Source organism: Nonomuraea sp. NEAU-A123 (assembly GCF_018603905.1).
GTDB lineage: Bacteria > Actinomycetota > Actinomycetes > Streptosporangiales > Streptosporangiaceae > Nonomuraea.
The window spans coordinates 439,702-458,469 of the sequence record NZ_JAHFZZ010000006.1 but is presented as its reverse complement, the minus strand read 5'-3'; the positions used below and the strand labels follow the sequence as shown (position 1 = coordinate 458,469).

The window sequence follows — 18,768 nt, the reverse complement described above, 5'->3', positions numbered from 1 at the left end:
GAATGACCATCCTCGTCACCGGTGCCCGTGGCGCCGTCGCCCGCGCCCTTGTCCCCCTCCTGCGCGAGCAGGGCCTCCAGGTCCGCACCGGCTCCCAGAAGCCGGACGAGGCAGCGGGCGCCGTCCTGCTCAACCTGAAGGACCCGGCCACCTTCGCCGCCGCGCTGGAGGGTGTCACGTCGGTCTTCCTCTACGCTGAGTCGTCGCACATTGACGCCTTCATCGCCGAGGCGACCAACGCCGGTGTCCGGCACATCGTGCTGCTGTCCTCCAGCTCCACCTTGTCGCCGGACGCCGCCGACAGTCCCCTCGCCAAGGACCACCTGGACGCGGAGAATGCGCTGATCGCCTCGCCCATCACCGCCACGATCCTGCGCCCCGGCACCTTCGCGGGCAACGCGGTCTCGTGGTCCTGGCCCATCAAGTCCGGTGGCCCGGTGAACCTGGTCTACCCCAACTCCCATGTCGACCCGATCCACGAGGCCGACGTCGCCGAGTCCGCGTTCGCGGTCCTGACCAACCCCGAGCTGGCCGGCAAAGCGTACCTGCTGACCGGCCCGCGCTCGGTCACCTTTGCCGAGGAGCTCGACCTCATCGCCGAGGCGATCGGCAAGCCCATCGTGGTCAACACCGTCAGCCGCGACGAGTGGAAGGCCGAGATGTCCGAGTACATGCCGGGCCACTTCGCCGAAGCCCTGCTCGACTGGTGGCAGACCAACGACGATGTCCCCGCCGAGATCACCCATACCGTCGAGGAGCTCACCGGGCACCCGGCCCGCGATTTCGCGATCTGGATCCAGGACCACGCGGCCGAATTCAAGAACTGATCTTGGGATACGGCGAGCCTTCCGGTGTCATGGGAGGCTCGCCGCCGGTTTGCGCAGCGGCACCTCGGCCGAGAGCTCGAACGTCTCACCGGAGAACTCGACGCCGAGACGGCCGCCGACGTCGTGGAGCCGGTCGCCGAGATTGCCCAGCCCGGCGCCCGTGCCTTCGCCGGAGGGTCCCGTCGCCCCGTCGTTGGTGACGCGCAGCCGTACGAGATCGGGCTCTGTGTCCGCCTCGATGCTGCACAGGCTCGGTTTGCTGTGGCGCAGGACGTTGGTGACGGCCTCCCGCACGACCATCGCCAGGGCGTGGTCCAGCTCGGGTGGCAGCCCGGCGGGGGCGGCGGTCACCCGGGACACGACCCCGGCCGAGGTGAGCAGCGTCCGGGCCGAGCTCAGTTCCTCGGTGAGTGAGACCCGGGAGTCGGTCACGCTTAGCGCTTCGACCTCGCGGGCGGTGCGCCTGGCGAGGTCCGCCACCTCGCGCAGTTCTCGTTCGGCTCCCGTCCGGTCGTCGCCGAGCAGTTCCACGGCGAGCTGCGCCTTGATCAGCACGGCCGACAGGCTGGAGCCGATCACGTCGTGCATGTCCCTGGACAGCCGGAGCCGTACCCTGACCTGGGCCATGCGGGCCACCTCGGCGCGGGCATCCCGCAGCTCGACGGCGATGCGGGCGAACCGCGCGTGCCCGTAGACCCCCAGGCCGAACAGGAGTGAGGCAGCCGGGTAGTACGTGAACACCCCGAGACTGGTGTCGCTGGTCATGGCGCCCACCAGCAGCACATCGCCGGCAATGATGACCGCCAAGGACGCCCAGGACCAGGGCGATGGCACCAGGAACAGCATGGAGGCGCCGAGAAACGGCACGATCCCGATCCAGGCGACTCCCTGGATGTAAAGCGCAGCGCAGACGAGCACTCCTTGCAGCGCAAGCGTCCATTTCCAGGCCCTGGGCGGGCCGCCTGTCCCGGTGGGCAGGGAGTGGCGCAGTTGCAGCACGAGGGAGGCGGCGGCGACCGCGAACGCGATCACGATGTTGGCCACCCCCGCCCGGTGGGTGATGGCGTAGTCCACGTCATACCCGATCGTCAGGCAGAGCACGGCCGTGATGATCGCCCTGGCGAGTCGCGGCTCAGCGTCGCCCCGGTCGGCGGCCGTCACCTGGCCGACGGAAGGGGTGCTCCGATAGCGGGCGGCCGCCTCGCGCGCGTTGGCCAGGGTCCTGCCCGCGCCCACGATGATCATGGTTGCCTCGCTTCGCGCCCGGCCCAGGTGCGAGGCGACCAGCGTGGCCGCGTTCTCGCTGCGCCGCACGATCTCCGCCAGCTGCGCGGTCATCCGCTCGTGCAGGTCCTCGATCATCATCAGGCGTTCGCGGGCGACGGCCATCCGTACCAGGTCCCGCCGGGCGCGATGCAAGCGGACGATCGCGTCGGCGAGCCGGGACATGCCGAACACCAGCAGGCCGCCGGTCGTGATCATGAACACGGCGTGCACGGTGATATGCCCGTCGAGGTGCATGCGGGTGATGGCCGCCACCGTTCCCGCGACCGTCAGGCCGTAAGCGAGCCACGACCACGGGGCTCGGAGCAACAGCAGGGTGGAGCCCGCCAGGAAGTCGGGCAGCACGGCTGCCGTGTCGCTGATCAGGAAAGCGGGGGCGAAGGTGAGCAGCGCCTGGACGGACAGGGTCCAGAAGCGGTAACGGGCGGTGAACCGGGCGAACCTGGGCAGCGAGTGGATCACTTGGATCATCAGCAGGACCGGCCGGATCAGGAGGTATTCCACGGAGGAGAGGAAGTAGCTCCACGAAGGGAGCGTCCAGAACATGTCCCGCACGTAGACCAGACCCAGCACGACAAGGAGCAGCAGGAGCGCCCGGCGTTCGGCGCGGTCACCCTCGGCGTCCTGCGTCACCCGGTTACAGCCAGCCGGACTCGGTGGCTATACGGACGGCGTCGATCTGGTTGCGGGCGTTGAGCTTGGACACGATCGCGCTCAGGTAGTTGCGCACCGTACCCGTGGAGAGGAAGAGTTGCCCGGCGATCTGGCTGGCCGAGGTCCCGGCGGCGGCCAGGCGCAGCACGTCGGTCTCGCGGGGGGTCAGCGGGTTACCAGGCAGGTCGAGCGCGGCCACGGCCAACTGCGGATCGATCACCCGTTCACCTCTGGACACCTTGCGGATCGCCTCGCCGAGTGCGGCGGGAGGAGCGTCCTTGCTGATGAATCCGGTCGCACGGGCGGCGAGGGCGCGCCGGAGGTTCCCCGGGCGGCCGAAGGCGGTCACGATCAGCGTCTGACACTCGGGGAGGCGTTCGCGCAGTTCTGCGGCGGCGGTCAGGCCGTCCATGCCGGGCAGTTCGATGTCGATGAGCGCCACATCGGGGCGGTGCTCCAGCGCGGCGGGGACGATCCGGTCGCCGGAGTGGACCTCGGCGACCACCTCGATGTCGGGCTGCCGTTCCAGTAGTGCGACCAGCGCGGCCCTGATCATGTGCATGTCCTCGGCCAGAAGTACCCGGATCACGCTGCCTCCTGCCTGAGATCTCACCCGTGAATATCTCATGGCTGGAGCCGTTATGTCGTACCAGTCCAAATGGTGTTTCATTGCCTAAGACCTGTCGTTTTCACCATGGCGATCAGCAGGAATGACTCGCCCAATGTTGTGATGTCGAGGCGGCCACCGACGGCTTCGAGGCGTTCGGTGAGGTTGCCGAGTCCGGTGCCCTCTCGGCGCGGCGCTGTTACCCCGTCGTTGGTGATGCTCAGCCGTACAAGATCGGGACTGGAGACCATCTTGATCCGGCAGTGCTTGGCTTTGCTGTGGCGAAGGACGTTGGTGACGGCCTCCCTGACGACCATCGCCAGGGCGTGGTCCAGGTCAGGTGGCAGGTAGGCGGCTGTGTCGGTGTCGGTGTCGGTGTCGATGTCGGTGTCGGTCTCGATGCCCGTCGAGGTCAGGATCGCTCCGGCCGAGACCAGTTCTTCGGCTAGGGAGGTCCGAGAGTCGGCGTCGCTCAGCGTCGCAACCTCGCGGGCCGCGCGCCTGGCCAGACCTGCCACCTCGCGCAGTTCCCGCTCGGCCCCCGCCCGGTCGTCGTCGAGCAGTTCCACGGCGAGCTGCGCCTTGATCAGCACAGCCGACAGGCTGGAGCCGATCACGTCGTGCATGTCCCTGGACAGCCGCAGCCGCTCCCCGACCTGGGCCATGCGGGCCACCTCAGCGCGGGCGGCCCGCAGCTCGACGGCCGTGCGGGCGAACCGGGCGGTGCCGTACATGGCCAGGCCGAATCCGGCGATGGTCTGCGGGTAGTAGACGATGTCGATGAGGGAGGAATGGCCGAGAGCGATCTCGACCGCCACAATGCTCGCCGTAACGGCCGCGAAGAGTGCCCAGGACCAAGGGGGCGGCACCAGCAGGAGCAGGGAGGCGCAGAAGAAGGGCACCATCCCGAGCCAGCCGATATCGTCGACGAGGAACGTCGCGTACGTGAGCACGCCCTGAAGGCAGAGCGTCCACACCCAGCCCCTCGGCCGTCCGCCCCCGCTGACAGGCAGAGAGTGGCGGAGCTGGAGCGCGAAGAACGCGACGGCGCCCGCGAGCGCCGTGGCGACGGGAGCGGGGCCTGGGCGGTTGACGAGGATCCAGCTCATGTCGTACGTGATCGAGAGGGCGAGCAGGACCATGATGATCAACATGGCGAACCGCGGTTCCACGTCGCGGGAGTCGCCCGTAGGCGGCGGATCGAGGGAGGGTGACCGGCGGTAGCGGCTCGCCAGCTCGCGCGCGTCGGCCAGCGCGATCCTGGCGTCGGCGATGATCGCCGACGCTGCCGGCCTCGCGCGGCCCAGGTGGGAGGCGGCTAGCGCCGCCGCGGCCTCGCTGCGCCTGGCGAGCTCGGCGAGCCTGGCCGCCGTCCGCCCATGGAGATCGCTGATCATCGTCAGGCGCTCGCGGGCGATGGCCAGTTCCACCAGGGCACGCCGTAGGCGGTGCAGACCGACGATCACGTCGGTGAGGCGCGAGATGCCGAAGACCCACAGGCCGCCGCTCGCGGCGAAGATCACATAGAACGACAGGGGCAGCCCGCCGACGTCGGAGTGGATGCCGATCACGCCGACCCCCGCGACGGCCAGGCCGTACCCGATCCACGACCAGGGAGCCCGGAGCAGCAGGAGGCAGGAGCCTGCCAGGAAGCTCGGCAGATGGCCGGTGTAGGAGCCGAGGAAGAACGGCGGCAGGAACGTGAGAACGGCCTGGACGGGCAGGGTCTTGAAGCGGTGGCGGGCGCTGAAGGCGGCGAGACGCGGCAGTGAGTGGGTGAGTTGGAGCGCCAGCAGGACCGGTCTGACCAGAAGGAGATCCACGGCGAGGGCCGGGCTCCACGAGCCGTAGGACTCGATCTGGCCCGTCATGTCCCTCAGGTAGGCGAGGCCCAGCACGACGAGGAGCAGCAAGACCGCCTCGCGTTCGGCGCGGTCACCCTCGGCGTCACCGGTCAAGCCGCCTCCAGCAGTCACCCGTGAATATCTCACGACTGAAGTCGTTATGTGGCAACTGTCCGAGTGGTGGCTCGTCGCCTCACACTGATCGCGATCGCATTCCCAAGGAGTCGCGATGACCCCAACCATCGCACGCATCGAGGAGACAGACGTGACCGGAGTCAGGACAGCACTTGTCGTCGGGGGCGGCATCGCCGGACCCGTGGCGGCCGTGGCGCTGCGCAAGGCGGGCATCGAGGCGACGGTCTATGAGGCTCATTCGGCCGCCGCCGACGGGGTGGGCGCCGCGCTCATGGTGGCGCCCAACGGGTTGAATGCACTGGAGATCATCGGGGCCGCCCAGGTCGTGCGCGCCGTCGGCCAGCCGGTGCCCGGCATGGTCATGGGCGACGCCCGCGGCAACCGTTTCGTCGAGTCCCCGGGCCTGGACGGCCTGCCCGCCGGCCAGGCCATGGCCCGCTCGGACCTCTTCCGCGTGCTGCATGACCACGCGGTGGCCCAGGGCATTCGGATCGAACACGGCAAGCAGCTCGTGGCCGCGGAGGAGACCTCTGACGGCGTCACCGCGCACTTCGCCGACGGCACCACTGCCACCGCGGACGTCCTGATCGGCGCCGACGGCATCAGGTCCACGGTCCGCACGCTGATCGACCAGGACGCGCCAGGACCCGAATACTGCGGCGTGCTGAGCTTCGGCGGCTACGCCACCGGCAGCGCGGTGCGGCTCGAACCCGGCGTCATGTACTTCACCTTCGGCACCGCCTTCCTCGGTTGCTGGGGCGCGCCCGACGGCCGCATCGTGTGGTTCGGCAGCCTGCCGAGCCGGGAGCCGATGACGACGGACGAGGCCCGCCAGGTGCCGGCCGCCGACTGGCTGAAGCGACTGCGCGACCTCTACGCCGCCGACGCGCCGGCGGAGGCCCTTCTCCAGCACAGCGACCCCGAGACGATGTTCATCACCGGGCCGATGGAGATGATGCCGCCGGTACCGCACTGGTACCGCGGCCGCATGGTGCTGGTCGGCGACTCGGCCCACGCGCCCTCGTCCAGCTCGGGCCAGGGCGCGTCGCTGGCCATCGAGAGTGCGATCGAGCTGGCCCGCTGCCTGCGCGACCTGCCCGACGCGCCGAGCGCCTTCGCCGCCTACGAGAACCTGCGCCGTCCCAGGGTGGAGGCCATCGCCGCCGCCGCGGCCAGGACCAACAAGCAGAAGGCGGGCGAGCAGGAGGCCGCCCCGCCGCCCGCGGCCTTCCCCACGGCGGAGCAGATGTTCGGCGCAGTGCAGCGCCACCTCATCGACTGGGACCAGACCGTCACCCCCTGACAAGCGGCGCGACATCGCCGGGGGAAGGCGACACGATGATGCTCTTCACAGGTGTGATGGGGAAGTCACCAGAGGAACAGCTACCGCCGAAATCTCGGCATGCTCAGGGATCGGCGCTTCGTGCTACTGATCACCGCCAGGACGTTCTGGGAAGCGCGTTCGCGCCTGTGGCACTCGCCTTCGGCGTCCTCAGAGGGCGTGTGGTCTCGTCCGTTGTGCGCTTGGTCAGGTTATTGATCGAAGCGCTGTGGATCATGGCTTGGAAACCGGTCGACAGGGTCTCATAACCGCGAGTTAAACGGCGCGATATAATATGGGCCAGCCTGGGCTTCGTTCGACGGCCAATCGGCGTTTGACGACTTGGAATCCGCGAGTCTCGGCTTTTCTGGAGACGACTTCGACGTCGATGCCCAATGTGGCGCTGTGCTCGATTACGACGTTCTTGAAGCCGGTGTCGACCCAGGTTTTGGATATCGCTGGGTAGGCGTTTTTGGTTTGGTCGAGTAGCCCTTTGCCGATAGCGTTGTCGCACAGGCCCCGCGGCGGCGACGGCCACCGCAAGGATGATGCCGAGCGTGTCGGTGACAATGCCTCGTTCGCAGCCGACGATCTTCTTGGCTGGGTCGGTGCCTTGGCTGGTGAGGGGCACTCTCTGGGTGTCCATCGCGCACGCAGCCGGTTCGGCCTTGCGGGCTTCCTTGACGCGGGCCAGGCCGGTCAGCTCGTCATTGAGCTGTGCGAAGATCCCCTCATGGCGCCAGGCCGCATAGTAGGCATAAACGGTGTTGTACGACGGGAAATCGTGCGGGAGGCATTTCCAGACGATTCCCGTGCGGTTGCCATACAGGATCGCGTTGAAACGTCTCGTAGCTCGACCGAGGCCGGCCGGCCGGTGGGTCTGCGGTCGAGTCGGGCCTGCCGCCAGGCGGTCAAGGTGGGCTCGATTAAGGCCCAGCGGGCATCAGATATGTCACTCGGATACGGCTTCCGCTCATTCACGGCAGAATTTAGACCCTGCGGGTGCCGAATATTCATCCGTGCAAGTCATGGAGGTGATGTGCTCTCATATACTCCCTCCGCGTGCCAGCACGGCATGATGGCGGATCGTGTTGCGGCGCTTGGTCAACCTGACGATGACGACCACCTTCTCGTTCCTAGGACTGCTCCCCAGGGCTCATCGCGACAAGGAGATCGAAATCCTGGTGTTGCGGCACCAGCTGATGGTGCTGCAACGGCAGGCTGCCGCACCCGCGTTCACACGTGCTGATCGGCTCCTCCTCGCCGGGCTGCTTCACCACCTGCCGATGGAGAGACTCCAGCACCTTGTGTTGCTGGTCCGCCCGGACACCATTCTGCGCTGGCACCGCGATCTACTACGGCGCCCTAACGCCGCAGCCAGCACGCCTCGCGGACGTGGACGTGGACGTCCACGTACCGGCCGATCCATCCGCTTGCTGGTGTTACGACTGGCACGGGAGAACGCTTCATGGGGCTACCGGCGCATTCACGGTGAACTGGCCACGCTCGGCGTCAAGATCGCCACCTCCACGGTGTGGGAGATCCTCAAAGCACACGGCATCGACCCGTCTCCCGAGCGGACCGCCACAACCTGGGCCACGTTCCTGCGCAGCCAGGCAGGCGCCCTGCTGGCGTGCGACCTCTTCGAGGTCCTAACCTCACCGGCGCGCGCCTGTACGTTCTGGCAGTCATTGAACACGCCACCAGCCGTATTCGCGTCCTCGGCGTCACTGCCCACCCCACCGGCCAGTGGGTCACCCAACTCGGCCGCAACCTCGCCATGGACCTGCAGGATGTGGATAGCACGGTCAGGTTCCTCATCCGCGACCGAGACGCCAAATTCTCCGCGGCCTTCCCGATCCCAACACCGGCCCCACTGGAACCGCACCGCTCGACATCCACCGACATGATCGACTCGGTGGTGTGCTGAGGATTACCGGCATGCCGCCTGACCTGGCTGGATGATTATTCGGCACCCGCAACGCACGGAGCACACAAACGCCAGAGAAAAATTCTGGAACACATCCGATCCCGCATTGCCGCAGGTCAGGACGTGATCGAAGCGCGCCCTGCAGGATTCGAACCTGCGACCGTCGGATTAGAAGCCCAACCCGGCGACGCTGCATCACGTAATCACATGGTGACCCGTTAAGGATCTTGACCGAACGCTGGATCTCTGGCTTGATCATGACGTTCCCTTCTGCCCTTGTTCCTGCTTGGAGCGGAGTACACGTGCGCTTATCACCCTCGAAACGGCCGAACGTCAGCCGGCCGGCCCGCCGATTAATCACCCTCATGGGTTCCATGACCTTGACGGCCGGGCTCGTCGTCGCCGCGACGCCCACGGCCTCGGCCGCCGACTCGGTGACCGACCTCGGCGTTCGCCTCAGCATCGCCGACCACAGCGAGGTCTCCGCGGGAGGAGACAAGGTCTTCGTGTCCGCCGGCGACCGCGTCCTGGTCACTGACACCGAAGGCGTGCTGCTCGGCGCGGTCACCGGTCTCCCAGGTGTGGAAGAGCTCGTGGCGACACCGGACGGCGCCCACGCCTACGCGGCGCTGTCCGACTCACACGAGGTCGTGGAGATCGACGCCGCCGCCCTGACGGTCACCCGGCGGATCGACTTCACGGCGTACTCGTGCCTGACCGACCTGGCGCTGTCCGGACAGACGCTGTGGACGGCCCATGGGTGCGACCTGTACACCGGTGGTGTCGTCACACGTCTCGACGTGTCGGCCCCGGCCCCGCAACCGGTAACGGTTCTGACCGGACAAGGCAGCGCGCCCAGGATCGCCGTCGCGGGAAACACCCTGCTGCTCAGCCCTCCCGACACCGCTTCCGCCGATGTCGTGGTGTACGACGTGAGCGCCGGTTCCGCCACGTTGCGCGGTGAGATCGACGGGGGTGACCTGGCCACGACCTCCCGGCCTGGTTTCACCATCACCCCGGACGGCTCCACAGCCGTCCTGGCATTCTCGGGCGGGTTCGAGTCCTGGGACCTTGCGAGCCTGACGAAGCTCCGCGACTACGGCCAGAACCCGGCGGTCCGGGGCCAGGCGATCGATTTTGCCGTCAGCCCGGATGGCGATCACCTCGCCGGCGGCTGGTGGCAGGGCGATCGTGGCGTCGAACTGTACGACCTGGCCACGGGAGCCACCACGTACACGCAGAAGATCCCCAGCGGATGGCCGACCCCCAGAATCCTCACCATGACCATCGCTGGCAACGACGTCTTCAGCGTCCTGTACACCTCCGGCACCACTAACCTGCGCCTGTGGCGGCTGGAGGACGCCACCCTCCTGCCCTCGTCCGTGACCCTGTCGGCCCCGACGGAAGGGGCGACAGCGCTGGAACCCGTCAAACTGACTGGCCGGCTCACCCTGCCCGAGGGCATGACCCCGGGCCTGCGGTCACTGCAGGTGACCCGCCGCCTCCCGGAGGGGACCAGCACGCAACTCCGCCACGCCAAGACGAAGCTGGACGGCACCTTCTCCATCACCGACACCCCACCGACGGCCGGAACGGTCAGCTACGACGCGAGCTGGCCCGGCTCCACCACCGTCCGCGGCAGCACAGCGTCAGCGTCCGTCGACGTCGCCCGCCAGTCAGCGTCGCTCACCCTGCACGGCAACACAGACCTGGTCCTCGGGAACCGGCTCTACTTCTGGGGAACCTTGAAGTTCGGCGACCAGGCGCCCACCACCAGCCCGTCGCTGACGGTGATCCGCGCGAACCCCGACGGCACCAGCACGGAACTCGGCACGACGCAGGTCGCCGCGAGCGGGGGCTTCAAGATCGGTGATACTCCCGATCAAGAGGGCGAATACCTCTACAGCGTGGTGTTCCTCGGCGACGACACCGCCGAAGGCACGATTGAGGCCCATTCCGTCACTGTGCGAGCCGGACGCGTCTAGCCGGGTCGAACGAGCACCACATCGTCCCCCGTGGATATGCGCGGACGCTGATCCTGGCAGGTCGTGTGAGGTCAGCCCTGCCAGGCCTCCTCAGCACAAAGCATCTGGGCAACCTCGTCGGGTTCGGCGTCACGGACGGCACAACACCCGTCACCCGTGGCGAGCATCGTCACAATGCGCGAGGCGGGAATTCGGCCGCCGTCGGAGTCACGGAGGGGCAACATCCCAGCTGGTCACCGTGATTCGCCGACCGACGACCTGCGCGAAGGGCTCCGATTCGTCGCCTACGACAACGGTTACCACCGCCGTCCTGGCGGCGCTCGCCCGCCTGACCGACCTGAAACAGAAGCGCGCCCCACCCGCCCCACTGGCCGAGGGGCAAGGCCAACGCCAACGGCAGCCCGCTCCCCGAGCCGATGCGGCAGGTCGTGGCCGTCCTCAACGCAACGTTCGGCACTTACATGGACCTGCAGTTGCGGATGCGCGCCGAAACGCGGCTGCTGTTGGTCCGTGAGCGTGCGTTCATCACGATGATCGTCGGCGCGCCATGCTAAGGGGTACCTAGTACTCCAGCCGCACTTATCGATCTTTGAGTTGTTGCCGCTGGTAGTGGCTTTGTCGGGCGCGGGTTTGGTGGCGGCGTCGCCAGTGTGACCAGTGCAGGATGTGGTTCTCGTCGATGGGTGGCCGGGTCAGCAGGGCGAAGAGGCGGCGAATCTCGTTGGCGGAGATCACGATGAGCTGGCCGGCGCCAGTTCTGACCGACGGGGCGAGTTCGGGGCTGGGGGCGGCACGGGTGACGGCGAGGAAGGCCAGGGCGAGCATGGCCAGGGTGATGTAGCGGTACCAGGCGGGATAGAGCCGGACCTGGTAGTGGTCGAAAGCGGCTTCGTTCTTGCCGGTCTGGAAGCATTCTTCGATCGTCCAGCGAACTCCGGCCACCTCGACCAGGCGCTGTAACGGCACGGGCCGGGGCATGTGGCAGACGTAGAAAGCAAGGTCGGATGGGTTGCTGAGGGAGCGGCGGATCAGCAGGCGGTGCACGGAGCTGTCGGTGGCGATCAAGGCCCAGTCGTAGCGCCGTTCGCCCTTTGCTCCTGGGCCGCAGGACAGGCGCTGCCATCCGGTTCTGGGGACCTTACCGGTCATGGCGTCGGCGCGGGCCTTGCCGGCACCGGTGGTGATCTGGTGGGTGCGAGAGACCGCGAGCACGTAGCCGAGCTGCTCGGTTTCCAGGAAGCGACGTAGCGGTCCGTGTCGCCGTAGGCCTCGTCGGCGGTCACCCAGCCGAACGGCACGCCCGCGGCGATCGCCCGTTCGATCATGGCCTGCAGGAGCTGGGGTTTGGTGGCCAAGCCGGCCTGCCCGGGGATCTGTGCGGCGGTGCAGCGCTCGGGCCGGGCAATCCAGGAGTCCCTGGGCAGGTAGAACTCCCTGTCCAGGACGGCCTGGCCACGGCCAGAGGCGTATGCGAGGAACACCCCGATCTGGCAGTTGGCGATCTTCCCGAGGGTGCCGGTGTACTGCCGTTGCACTCCGGCCGAGCAGGTCCCCTGCTTGGCGAAGCCGGTGTCATCGCCGACCAGTACCCCGTCGGCCTCGCCCAGGTGCTCCATCAGATAGCCGCGAATGTCGTCGCGCACGCCGTCGACGTCCCATTTGGCGGCGTTGAACAGGCGCTGCATGCCATCTGGGGTGGTCTCGCCAGCATACTCGGCCAGCGACCAGCCGTTCTTGCGCTCCAGCCCGGACAACATCGCCTCGATGCAGGCACGGGCCCGCCGCCGGACTTCGGAACGTTTAAATCGCCCTGCCACCAACGCAAACGCGGTATCCAAGCCCGCCCGCAGACGAGCGGCGCTGAGATGTTCTACTCTGGCCAACGCGGCCACCGCACGATCTTCAGATCCATCACACCTTAATGATCACAGCGGTGGCCGTCTCTTCTTCAACCGGGCACAACCCAAGTAATCCCAGGCGGTCCGGGGGTAGTCCCGGGACGTCCTACCGCACCTGGAGTACTAGCCCGTCCCGATCGGTTCAACCAGGACCAGCTGGTTATCGTGGTCCACGCAGGATGGCTATGTACTGGAGTTGCCCCGGTTTGGTGGACACGTCAGGGCTTGCGGCTACGCGGCAGCATAGTCGCCTTCTTGGGTGTTCTTGAGCGCCTGTCGGCGTTCGTATTCGGCGGGGCTGAGTTGGCCGTTGGCGGAGTGACGGCGGCGTGGGTTGTAGAACCCCTCGATGTAGCCAAACACCGCCCGTTCAGCCTCTGACCTGGTCCGGAGCGTGCGCCGGTCGATCAGTTCGCACTCCAGGGACGCGAAGAAGCTCTCGGTGATGGCGTTGTCGAAGCATGTCCCGGTTCTGCCCGTGGAGGGGCGGATGCCGGCTTGTTCGCAGCGCCGGCCGAAGGCGATGGAGGTGTACTGGCTGCCCTTGTCACTGTGATGAATCACTCCGGTGCTGGGGCGGCGCTGATGGATGGCCATCGCCAATGCGTCGGTCACCAGCTCGGTGCGCATGTGGTCGGCCATCGCCCAGCCGACGATGCGGCGGGAGAAGACGTCCAAGACGACCGCGAGGTAGACGAAGCCCTGCCAGGTCGGCACGTAGGTGATGTCGGCGGTCCAGATCCGATTCGGCTCGACCGCGCTGAACTTCCGCTTGACCAGGTCGGACGCGGCCACAGCCTGCCTGTCTGCGATCGTCGTCCGGTTGCCCTTACGCCTGCTCACCCCGGCCAGCCCGGCTCGGCGCATGAGCCGGGCCACACGTTTGCGGCCGACGCGAATGCCGTCGATCTCCCGCAGGTCGGCGTGGATCCGCGGCGCCCCGTAGATCTCCTCGGAGGCCCGATGATGGTCGCGGATCTTGCCGGTCAGCTCGGCGTCGCGACGGGCTCGAGCCGACGGGCCGCGCTCCTGGCGGGCCGCCCAGGCGTAGTAGCCCTGGCGCGACACACCCAGCACCCGGGCCAGCAGGGAGACATCGTGGTGGTCCTTCTCCGCATGAATCAGCCGGAACTTCATCTCGGCAGATCCGTCTCCCGCGCGAAGAAAGCCGCGGCCTTGCGCAAGATCTCCTTCTCCTCGCGGAGAATCTTGTTCTCACGCCGCAACCGGGTCAGCTCCTCCTTCTCGGCACTGGTCAGGCCGTCCTGGCGGCGGCCGTCATCCAGATCGGCCTGGTGCACCCAGGTACGGATCGACTGCGCGGAGGGTTGGAACTCCTTGGCCAGCTCCTCCGGCGTCCGTCCCGCGCGCACCAGCTCCACCATCTGCCGGCGAAACTCCGGCGGATAGTTGTTCGGCACAGTGAACTCCTTCTTCTGGGAACCAGGGTTCCTCAGAGATCAGGTGTCCACCAAACCGGGTCAACTCCAGTACGGCCCTGGATTGCAACTAGGACTGCAACTAGAACGAGGTGCCAGGACCCAGTGATTCGAGGCTGATAAACGAAGCTTGAACCGTCGATCACCTGACACGGTGCACCATCGGATACCCACAGGCATCGTGACTCAGAACGGTACTAATGACGCCCTGCTTAAAAAAGGCCTGATCGCAGCAGGGATGCACACACTCACCTCAGCCATCCACTTGTCTCCATGGAATCGCCTCGCGCAAGTCACCTTCCGGATTTGACCACATCCGGCGTAGATAGCAGGCATGCTAGGCGCCATGGAGTGGTGGAAATTAAGTCTCAACTTTGTAACGAGCATCGCGTGGCCGTTGGTAGTGGCGCTAGCGGTGGTTCTCCTACGCAGATCCCTCTCGAAGCTTCTAGAGGAGGGTGTCGAACTGGATATCCTCGGCGCCAAGATGAAGAGCCTCGGACGAGCAGAGAAAGATGCAGGAGAGGCGCTGGCTGATGCCGAGCAGGCGGTGTCGATGTCACAGGAGAACCAACCTCTGGATCTCAAAAATCCGGAGGATCGACCAGTCGCGACCGACGGGGGTGATCAACTGCATGATCGTGTCGCGATGCTGGAAAGCAAGCTACTTGAAGTGGGCCGACAAGAAGAGAAGCGTCGCGGTGCGCTTGAACGAGTGTTGGAAGAGGGGGCGCGCCTAGGTTGGGAATGGGCGCGTTCAGGGGAGGATGAGCCTCCAACCTTGCAGGTAGACTGGTCGCCGGATGGATCCCCTCGGGTCTCCACCTTCCGCGAACCAAGGCAGCCCTCACGGTTCCGCCAGACTTCCAGCAGCTTCAATGGAGCTGCATACGTCAAACGCTTATCACGCGCTCTTCAGTCGATAATCGATGATAGCGGCACGCGAATAGAAGAGAATGCGCTACTGGCGGATCTTGGCAAAGAGGCGGACGTCGCTATTAATTTGCCTAACGGAAAACGGGTAATCCTCGAAGCGAAGTACTATCGAAACAGCCTCGGGCCTGAAGCGGTGGCTCAGCTTGGAAGGTTGATCTTCTCTCCGGAGGTCGCTGGCGCGATAATTGTCTCCACGACCGCACTTACCCCATCGGCGCTCCGGGCCTTGCGGCTGATGGAGGAGGAGGCGAACATGCCGATAGTGCATGTCCAGTGGAAAGGCCCAGAGGACAACGACAAATTGAGCGTGTCCGTATTCCATGTAATGCGCCTAATTGGCAACGGCGACGGCAGCTGAATGTCTGCATTTGAAAGGATCAATCGACCTGTCAGTGTGGTCAAGAGCTCTTGCGCTTGACTGGTCTGAGGCATCTTCTCTGGTGGAGCCGAGGTCCTGATATGCAACTGCAGGTGTCCAGAGACGGTAGCCAGGAGTCGATGGCGCTCGCCTGCGATGCGGCACCGATACACTCCCCGCCGTATTGGCCGGGCTATCTCGACGAGCAGGCTCCCCTGATCGAGTCCAAGGGCTGGTTCGCAGATGTCCCGATCGAGTGGCACGGGCAGTGCTACCGACCAGTGTGTTCTACGATCCAGTCCGGCTCGGGCAGGAAGTCGCCGACGGACTGCCACATGGCGCTCGATTCTTCAGAGAGCCCAACCTCGTCGTCGTTGACCGAGTCACACACGACTGCATGGAAGCTGCCGCCACAGCGATCATCGACGATGACTTCAACTTGCTCCCGGAACGGGGGCAGTCCGGAGCCACGGGTTAAAAGTGGAAGATCCTTTTAGGGTGCGCCAAGCTCTCGGCGTGGAGATTGCGGCCCGATCCTGGCCACTCCGTCATCCGTAATCTGCGGATGTTCCGGATCTTGTCCTCGTTCGATAGACCTGGGAGATCGTCTGTCCGGCCGTCACCCACATGCCCGATGGGCCAGGGCTGAGGAACGAAGCCCTGACCCATCGATCGCCCCCAGCCGCAAACAACGTCAGCCACAGCCAGGCGATCGTGAGGGCTGTGCCAAATCGCGATGGCTCGGTTGCCTATGCAAAGACTATCCTGATCAGGTATCGGCTCTATTGTTACGTTCATATGCATTCGCCCCAGTTTGCGGTGTTCGAGCCGCGCTGTATTGCGGCTGTAGGGGGCAGAGCGCAAACGGTATGAAGTTGCCGCGTGCGGCAGGTTAGACTTTCGCACGAACGTTCGGCGCCACTGAGAGCGCCGATCTGTCTGTAGGCGGCTTGGGAGAATCTCGGGTCGCCGATTCGATACGGATGCACTTCCAAGCGCAAGTGATCAAGCGAGATGGAGTGGAACGGTGATCGAACCGCCGCAGCTACACGAGGTTCCAGCGGTCCGGAACCTGAGAGTTCCTGCAAGCAGCGCACGTCACACGTTTCTGCTGAACAGTATGGACATGATCTCCTACTACTCCTTGCACCAGATACTCGCTAAGTCAAACCTTCCAGGCGTCAAAAACCATATCTACATACTGAATAAATCCGTTTACGTTCTCGTCGCATCTCTCTGGGAGGCGTACTGCGAGGATGTAGTCGCGGAGTCCGTAGCTCATTTGGTGAAGCACGCACCTCAGTGGGATGCGCTGCCTCGTGCTCTCACCAAAGTGGTCGCCAAGGAGCTCCGGAGTGGGGATACCGAGCTAGCTCCATGGACCCTTGCTGGCGACGGCTGGCGTACCTACATTGAGGACCGTCTCGAGATGCTGGCGAGACGCCGCGAGTTTTATTTCGCGAGCCCGAAAAGCGCCAATGTGGAAAAGCTTTTCAAGGAGGCCCTCGGAATTGAGGACATTACGAGAAAGTGGCGCACTGGTCCAAGGTTTTCGACGATCTGCGAGGCGCTTGACACTCATATAGATAGGCGCAACGTCCTGGTTCATCGGATCAAACCAGGGCCCACGCTCAACAAGCGGGACGTGAAGGACTTTTTCAAGATCGTGCGCTGGCTCGTTCGTAGGACCGATCGCATCGTAGATGAGATTCTCACGTCGTCCACCGGGGAATCACGTTGGAGCGTTCTCGTGCCAGACAATCCTACGGAGCTATTCGAGGACATTGACGGCAAACATTTGCTGAAGGCGGATGCTAGTGACTAGGTCCAGGCACGCGTTCAAACTACGCGGCCCGAGTGGCGGGCGCGCGCGAGAACGGCCCTCAGGCCGCACGCGCAGCGTGCGGCCCGCAAGCTCGGGCCGCGCGGCGGCGCGCCGCGGCGCCGCCTTGATCCTCACAAGAACGATTCAGCACGTATCGCATACGCCTGCCATTGAGCAGAGAACTGGTTTGGGTAGACGTTGGCCAGGGCCGATCGAGCTCCCGTTCATCAGTTCAAAGCCCCCACAGACTGCTTTGTGAGTACGAGGACCGAACGGCACACCGGAGCGACACTGATGCACCCCAAGGCGGGAGGTGAGGACATCGTCGGTCATGAGAGACGGCCCAGCGACGCGTCGCCGAGGTTCTCAAGGACGGCCCTGGCCGAAATCGTGCATGGGGTAGTGGGCAAACATTGGGCGTGTACGCCCGCAAACGATCAGTGAGAACCGTAGACAGCCGGACAAGCGAAGAGAGCCTCTGACCCGCGTTACCGCAGGTCAGAGGCTCTCTTCTGCTGCTTGGGGTGAGCGCGCCCTGCAGGATTCGAACCTGCGACCGTCGGATTAGAAGTCCGATGCTCTATCCAGCTGAGCTAAGGGCGCTCGAATTCGGCGTCTGGCCAGCACGTCCGCCGACCAGGTGAGACGGTAGCATAATCATACACCGATCGAACAGTATCGGATTTGGAGAGGCCCATGGCGCGATCCCGAAGACAGCTGCCCCCGTCGCCTCCCCTGCTCGACATGGTCCCCTCCTGGGAATTGTCCCTTCAGGCGGCTGACAAGTCACCCGGAACGATCCGCAGTTACCTCGACAGCGTACGCGTCCTGGCCCGGTTTCTCTCCGAGCGCGGGCTGCCCGTGGAGGTGGAGGCGGTCGACGCCGCGAACGTGCGTGCGTTTCTCGATGCCAGTACGGCCACGACCAGTCCGGGGAACGCGCACAAGCATTTTCGGAACCTGCGGGTGTTCTTCAACTGGCTGATCGCGGAGGAGGAGCGGACCGCGGGGACGCCCATGGCCGGGATCGATCCGCCCAAGGTGGCCACTCGTACGGCCGAGTTGCTGGCTGATCGGGAGCTTGAGGCGTTGCTGGAGGTGTGTTCCGGGGGGTCTTGGGTGGATCGTCGGGATACCGCGATCGTGCGGGTGCTCATGGACAACGGGATGCGGCTGTCGTGGCTGGCTGGGCTTCGGCACAGTCCCAACGTCAACAACAAGGACGCCGGGGATGTGTGGTTGGATCGGCGGCTGCTGCGGATCGTCCGTAAGGGGGAAGACGCGCATCTGGTGCCGATCGGGCCGAAGACCGCCGCGGCGATCGATCGGTATCTGCGGGCCCGCGCACGGCATCCGCACGCGGCCTCGCCCTGGCTCTGGCTTCCGGTACGCGGCATCACGGCCGAAGGTGGGGAGCGGCGGCTGACCGCCACGGGGATCCAGCAGATGCTGGAACGGCGGGGACGGCAGGCGGGGATCCCGGGGCGGCTGCATCCGCACCGGTTCCGGCAGACGATGGCCGACGACTACCTGGAAAAGGGCGGCGATCCGCTCGACCTGATGCGGATCACCGGGTGGAAGAGCGTGGAGATAGTGCGCCGCTACCTTGAAGCAGGGGCAGACGTACGGGCGCGAACCGACGAGCGGGCCGACGTACGGGCGCGGGCTGAGCATGCCCGTATCGCCCTCGGCGACCGCCTCTAGCCAGACCAGAACCGCCGCGAG

Annotated in this window: 12 protein-coding genes, 1 tRNA gene and 2 pseudogenes; 8 read left to right on the top strand and 7 right to left on the bottom strand. The window is 65.6% G+C overall.

Features of this window, described 5'->3' with window-relative positions; all coding sequences use genetic code 11:
- The first annotated feature begins 2 nt into the window (after positions 1–2).
- Positions 3–827, top strand: a complete 825-nt coding sequence (locus tag KLK06_RS21230) for an NAD(P)H-binding protein (RefSeq protein WP_214637260.1) — start codon at positions 3–5, stop codon at positions 825–827.
- Positions 828–854: 27 nt separating this feature from the next.
- Here KLK06_RS21230 and KLK06_RS62385 read toward each other — a convergent pair whose 3' ends face one another.
- The 3 genes from KLK06_RS62385 to KLK06_RS21215 all read right to left on the bottom strand — a co-directional run bounded on the left by KLK06_RS62385 (position 855) and on the right by KLK06_RS21215 (position 5,330).
- Positions 855–2,744, bottom strand: a complete 1,890-nt coding sequence (locus KLK06_RS62385; protein WP_214637259.1) for a histidine kinase — start codon at positions 2,742–2,744, stop codon at positions 855–857.
- Positions 2,745–2,748: 4 nt separating this feature from the next.
- The gene (locus tag KLK06_RS21220) at positions 2,749–3,354 is read right to left on the bottom strand and encodes a DNA-binding response regulator (protein WP_214637258.1); all 606 of its coding nucleotides are present in this window, start codon (positions 3,352–3,354) and stop codon (positions 2,749–2,751) included.
- A gap of 77 nt (positions 3,355–3,431) precedes the next feature.
- On the bottom strand, positions 3,432–5,330 hold the full coding sequence (locus KLK06_RS21215) for a histidine kinase (RefSeq protein ID WP_214637257.1): 1,899 nt from the start codon (positions 5,328–5,330) through the stop codon (positions 3,432–3,434).
- Between the two features lie 115 nt (positions 5,331–5,445).
- Between KLK06_RS21215 and KLK06_RS21210 the strand changes: the two genes are divergently transcribed.
- Positions 5,446–6,654: an FAD-dependent monooxygenase gene (locus KLK06_RS21210; RefSeq protein ID WP_250905745.1), complete on the top strand. Its 1,209-nt coding sequence runs from the start codon at positions 5,446–5,448 to the stop codon at positions 6,652–6,654.
- A 130-nt stretch (positions 6,655–6,784) separates the two neighbouring features.
- On the opposite strand, the pseudogene KLK06_RS21205 reads toward KLK06_RS21210, so the two are convergent.
- Positions 6,785–7,653: pseudogene (locus tag KLK06_RS21205) on the bottom strand (IS5 family transposase).
- Positions 7,654–8,305: 652 nt separating this feature from the next.
- Between KLK06_RS21205 and KLK06_RS21200 the strand changes: the two are divergent.
- From KLK06_RS21200 to KLK06_RS21190, 3 genes are all read left to right on the top strand, one after another.
- A complete protein-coding gene (locus KLK06_RS21200; protein WP_214637256.1) occupies positions 8,306–8,602 on the top strand; it encodes a hypothetical protein in 297 nt (98 codons plus the stop codon).
- 374 nt (positions 8,603–8,976) lie between these two features.
- Positions 8,977–10,587 (top strand): YncE family protein, encoded by a 1,611-nt coding sequence (locus KLK06_RS21195; RefSeq protein ID WP_214637255.1) that lies wholly within the window; start codon positions 8,977–8,979, stop codon positions 10,585–10,587.
- A 416-nt stretch (positions 10,588–11,003) separates the two neighbouring features.
- The gene (locus KLK06_RS21190; RefSeq protein WP_214637254.1) at positions 11,004–11,141 is read left to right on the top strand and encodes a hypothetical protein; all 138 of its coding nucleotides are present in this window, start codon (positions 11,004–11,006) and stop codon (positions 11,139–11,141) included.
- Positions 11,142–11,166: 25 nt separating this feature from the next.
- Here the strand turns inward: KLK06_RS21190 and KLK06_RS21185 are convergent.
- Together KLK06_RS21185 and KLK06_RS21180 are read right to left on the bottom strand one after the other, a co-directional pair.
- Positions 11,167–12,437, bottom strand: a pseudogene (locus tag KLK06_RS21185) (IS701 family transposase).
- A gap of 279 nt (positions 12,438–12,716) precedes the next feature.
- Positions 12,717–13,870 (bottom strand): IS3 family transposase gene (locus tag KLK06_RS21180; RefSeq protein WP_374197139.1). Its coding sequence is split into 2 segments (ribosomal slippage): positions 12,717–13,672 and positions 13,672–13,870, totalling 1,155 coding nucleotides; the frame shifts between segments, so codons are not numbered across the junction.
- Between the two features lie 400 nt (positions 13,871–14,270).
- Between KLK06_RS21180 and KLK06_RS21175 the strand changes: the two genes are divergently transcribed.
- Both KLK06_RS21175 and KLK06_RS21170 read left to right on the top strand, forming a co-directional pair.
- Entirely contained in the window at positions 14,271–15,218 is a 948-nt protein-coding gene (locus KLK06_RS21175) for a restriction endonuclease (protein ID WP_214637253.1), read from the top strand.
- 1,027 nt (positions 15,219–16,245) lie between these two features.
- On the top strand, positions 16,246–17,043 hold the full coding sequence (locus KLK06_RS21170) for a HEPN domain-containing protein (RefSeq protein WP_214637252.1): 798 nt from the start codon (positions 16,246–16,248) through the stop codon (positions 17,041–17,043).
- 529 nt (positions 17,044–17,572) lie between these two features.
- Here the strand turns inward: KLK06_RS21170 and KLK06_RS21165 are convergent.
- A tRNA-Arg gene (locus KLK06_RS21165) sits at positions 17,573–17,646 on the bottom strand.
- Positions 17,647–17,739: 93 nt separating this feature from the next.
- On the opposite strand from KLK06_RS21165, the gene KLK06_RS21160 reads away from it, so the two are divergent.
- Entirely contained in the window at positions 17,740–18,747 is a 1,008-nt protein-coding gene (locus tag KLK06_RS21160; protein WP_214637251.1) for a tyrosine-type recombinase/integrase, read from the top strand.
- The last annotated feature ends 21 nt before the right edge of the window (positions 18,748–18,768 follow it).

Excerpts from the sequence above, each read along its gene's own strand:
- KLK06_RS21230 (WP_214637260.1), top strand. The coding sequence starts at position 3 with ATGACCATCCTCGTCACCGGTGCCCGTGGCGCCGTCGCCCGCGCCCTT.
- KLK06_RS21210 (WP_250905745.1), top strand. The coding sequence starts at position 5,446 with ATGACCCCAACCATCGCACGCATCGAGGAGACAGACGTGACCGGAGTC.
- KLK06_RS21195 (WP_214637255.1), top strand. The coding sequence starts at position 8,977 with ATGACCTTGACGGCCGGGCTCGTCGTCGCCGCGACGCCCACGGCCTCG.
- KLK06_RS21190 (WP_214637254.1), top strand. The coding sequence starts at position 11,004 with ATGCGGCAGGTCGTGGCCGTCCTCAACGCAACGTTCGGCACTTACATG.
- KLK06_RS21175 (WP_214637253.1), top strand. The coding sequence starts at position 14,271 with ATGGAGTGGTGGAAATTAAGTCTCAACTTTGTAACGAGCATCGCGTGG.
- KLK06_RS21160 (WP_214637251.1), top strand. The coding sequence starts at position 17,740 with ATGGCGCGATCCCGAAGACAGCTGCCCCCGTCGCCTCCCCTGCTCGAC.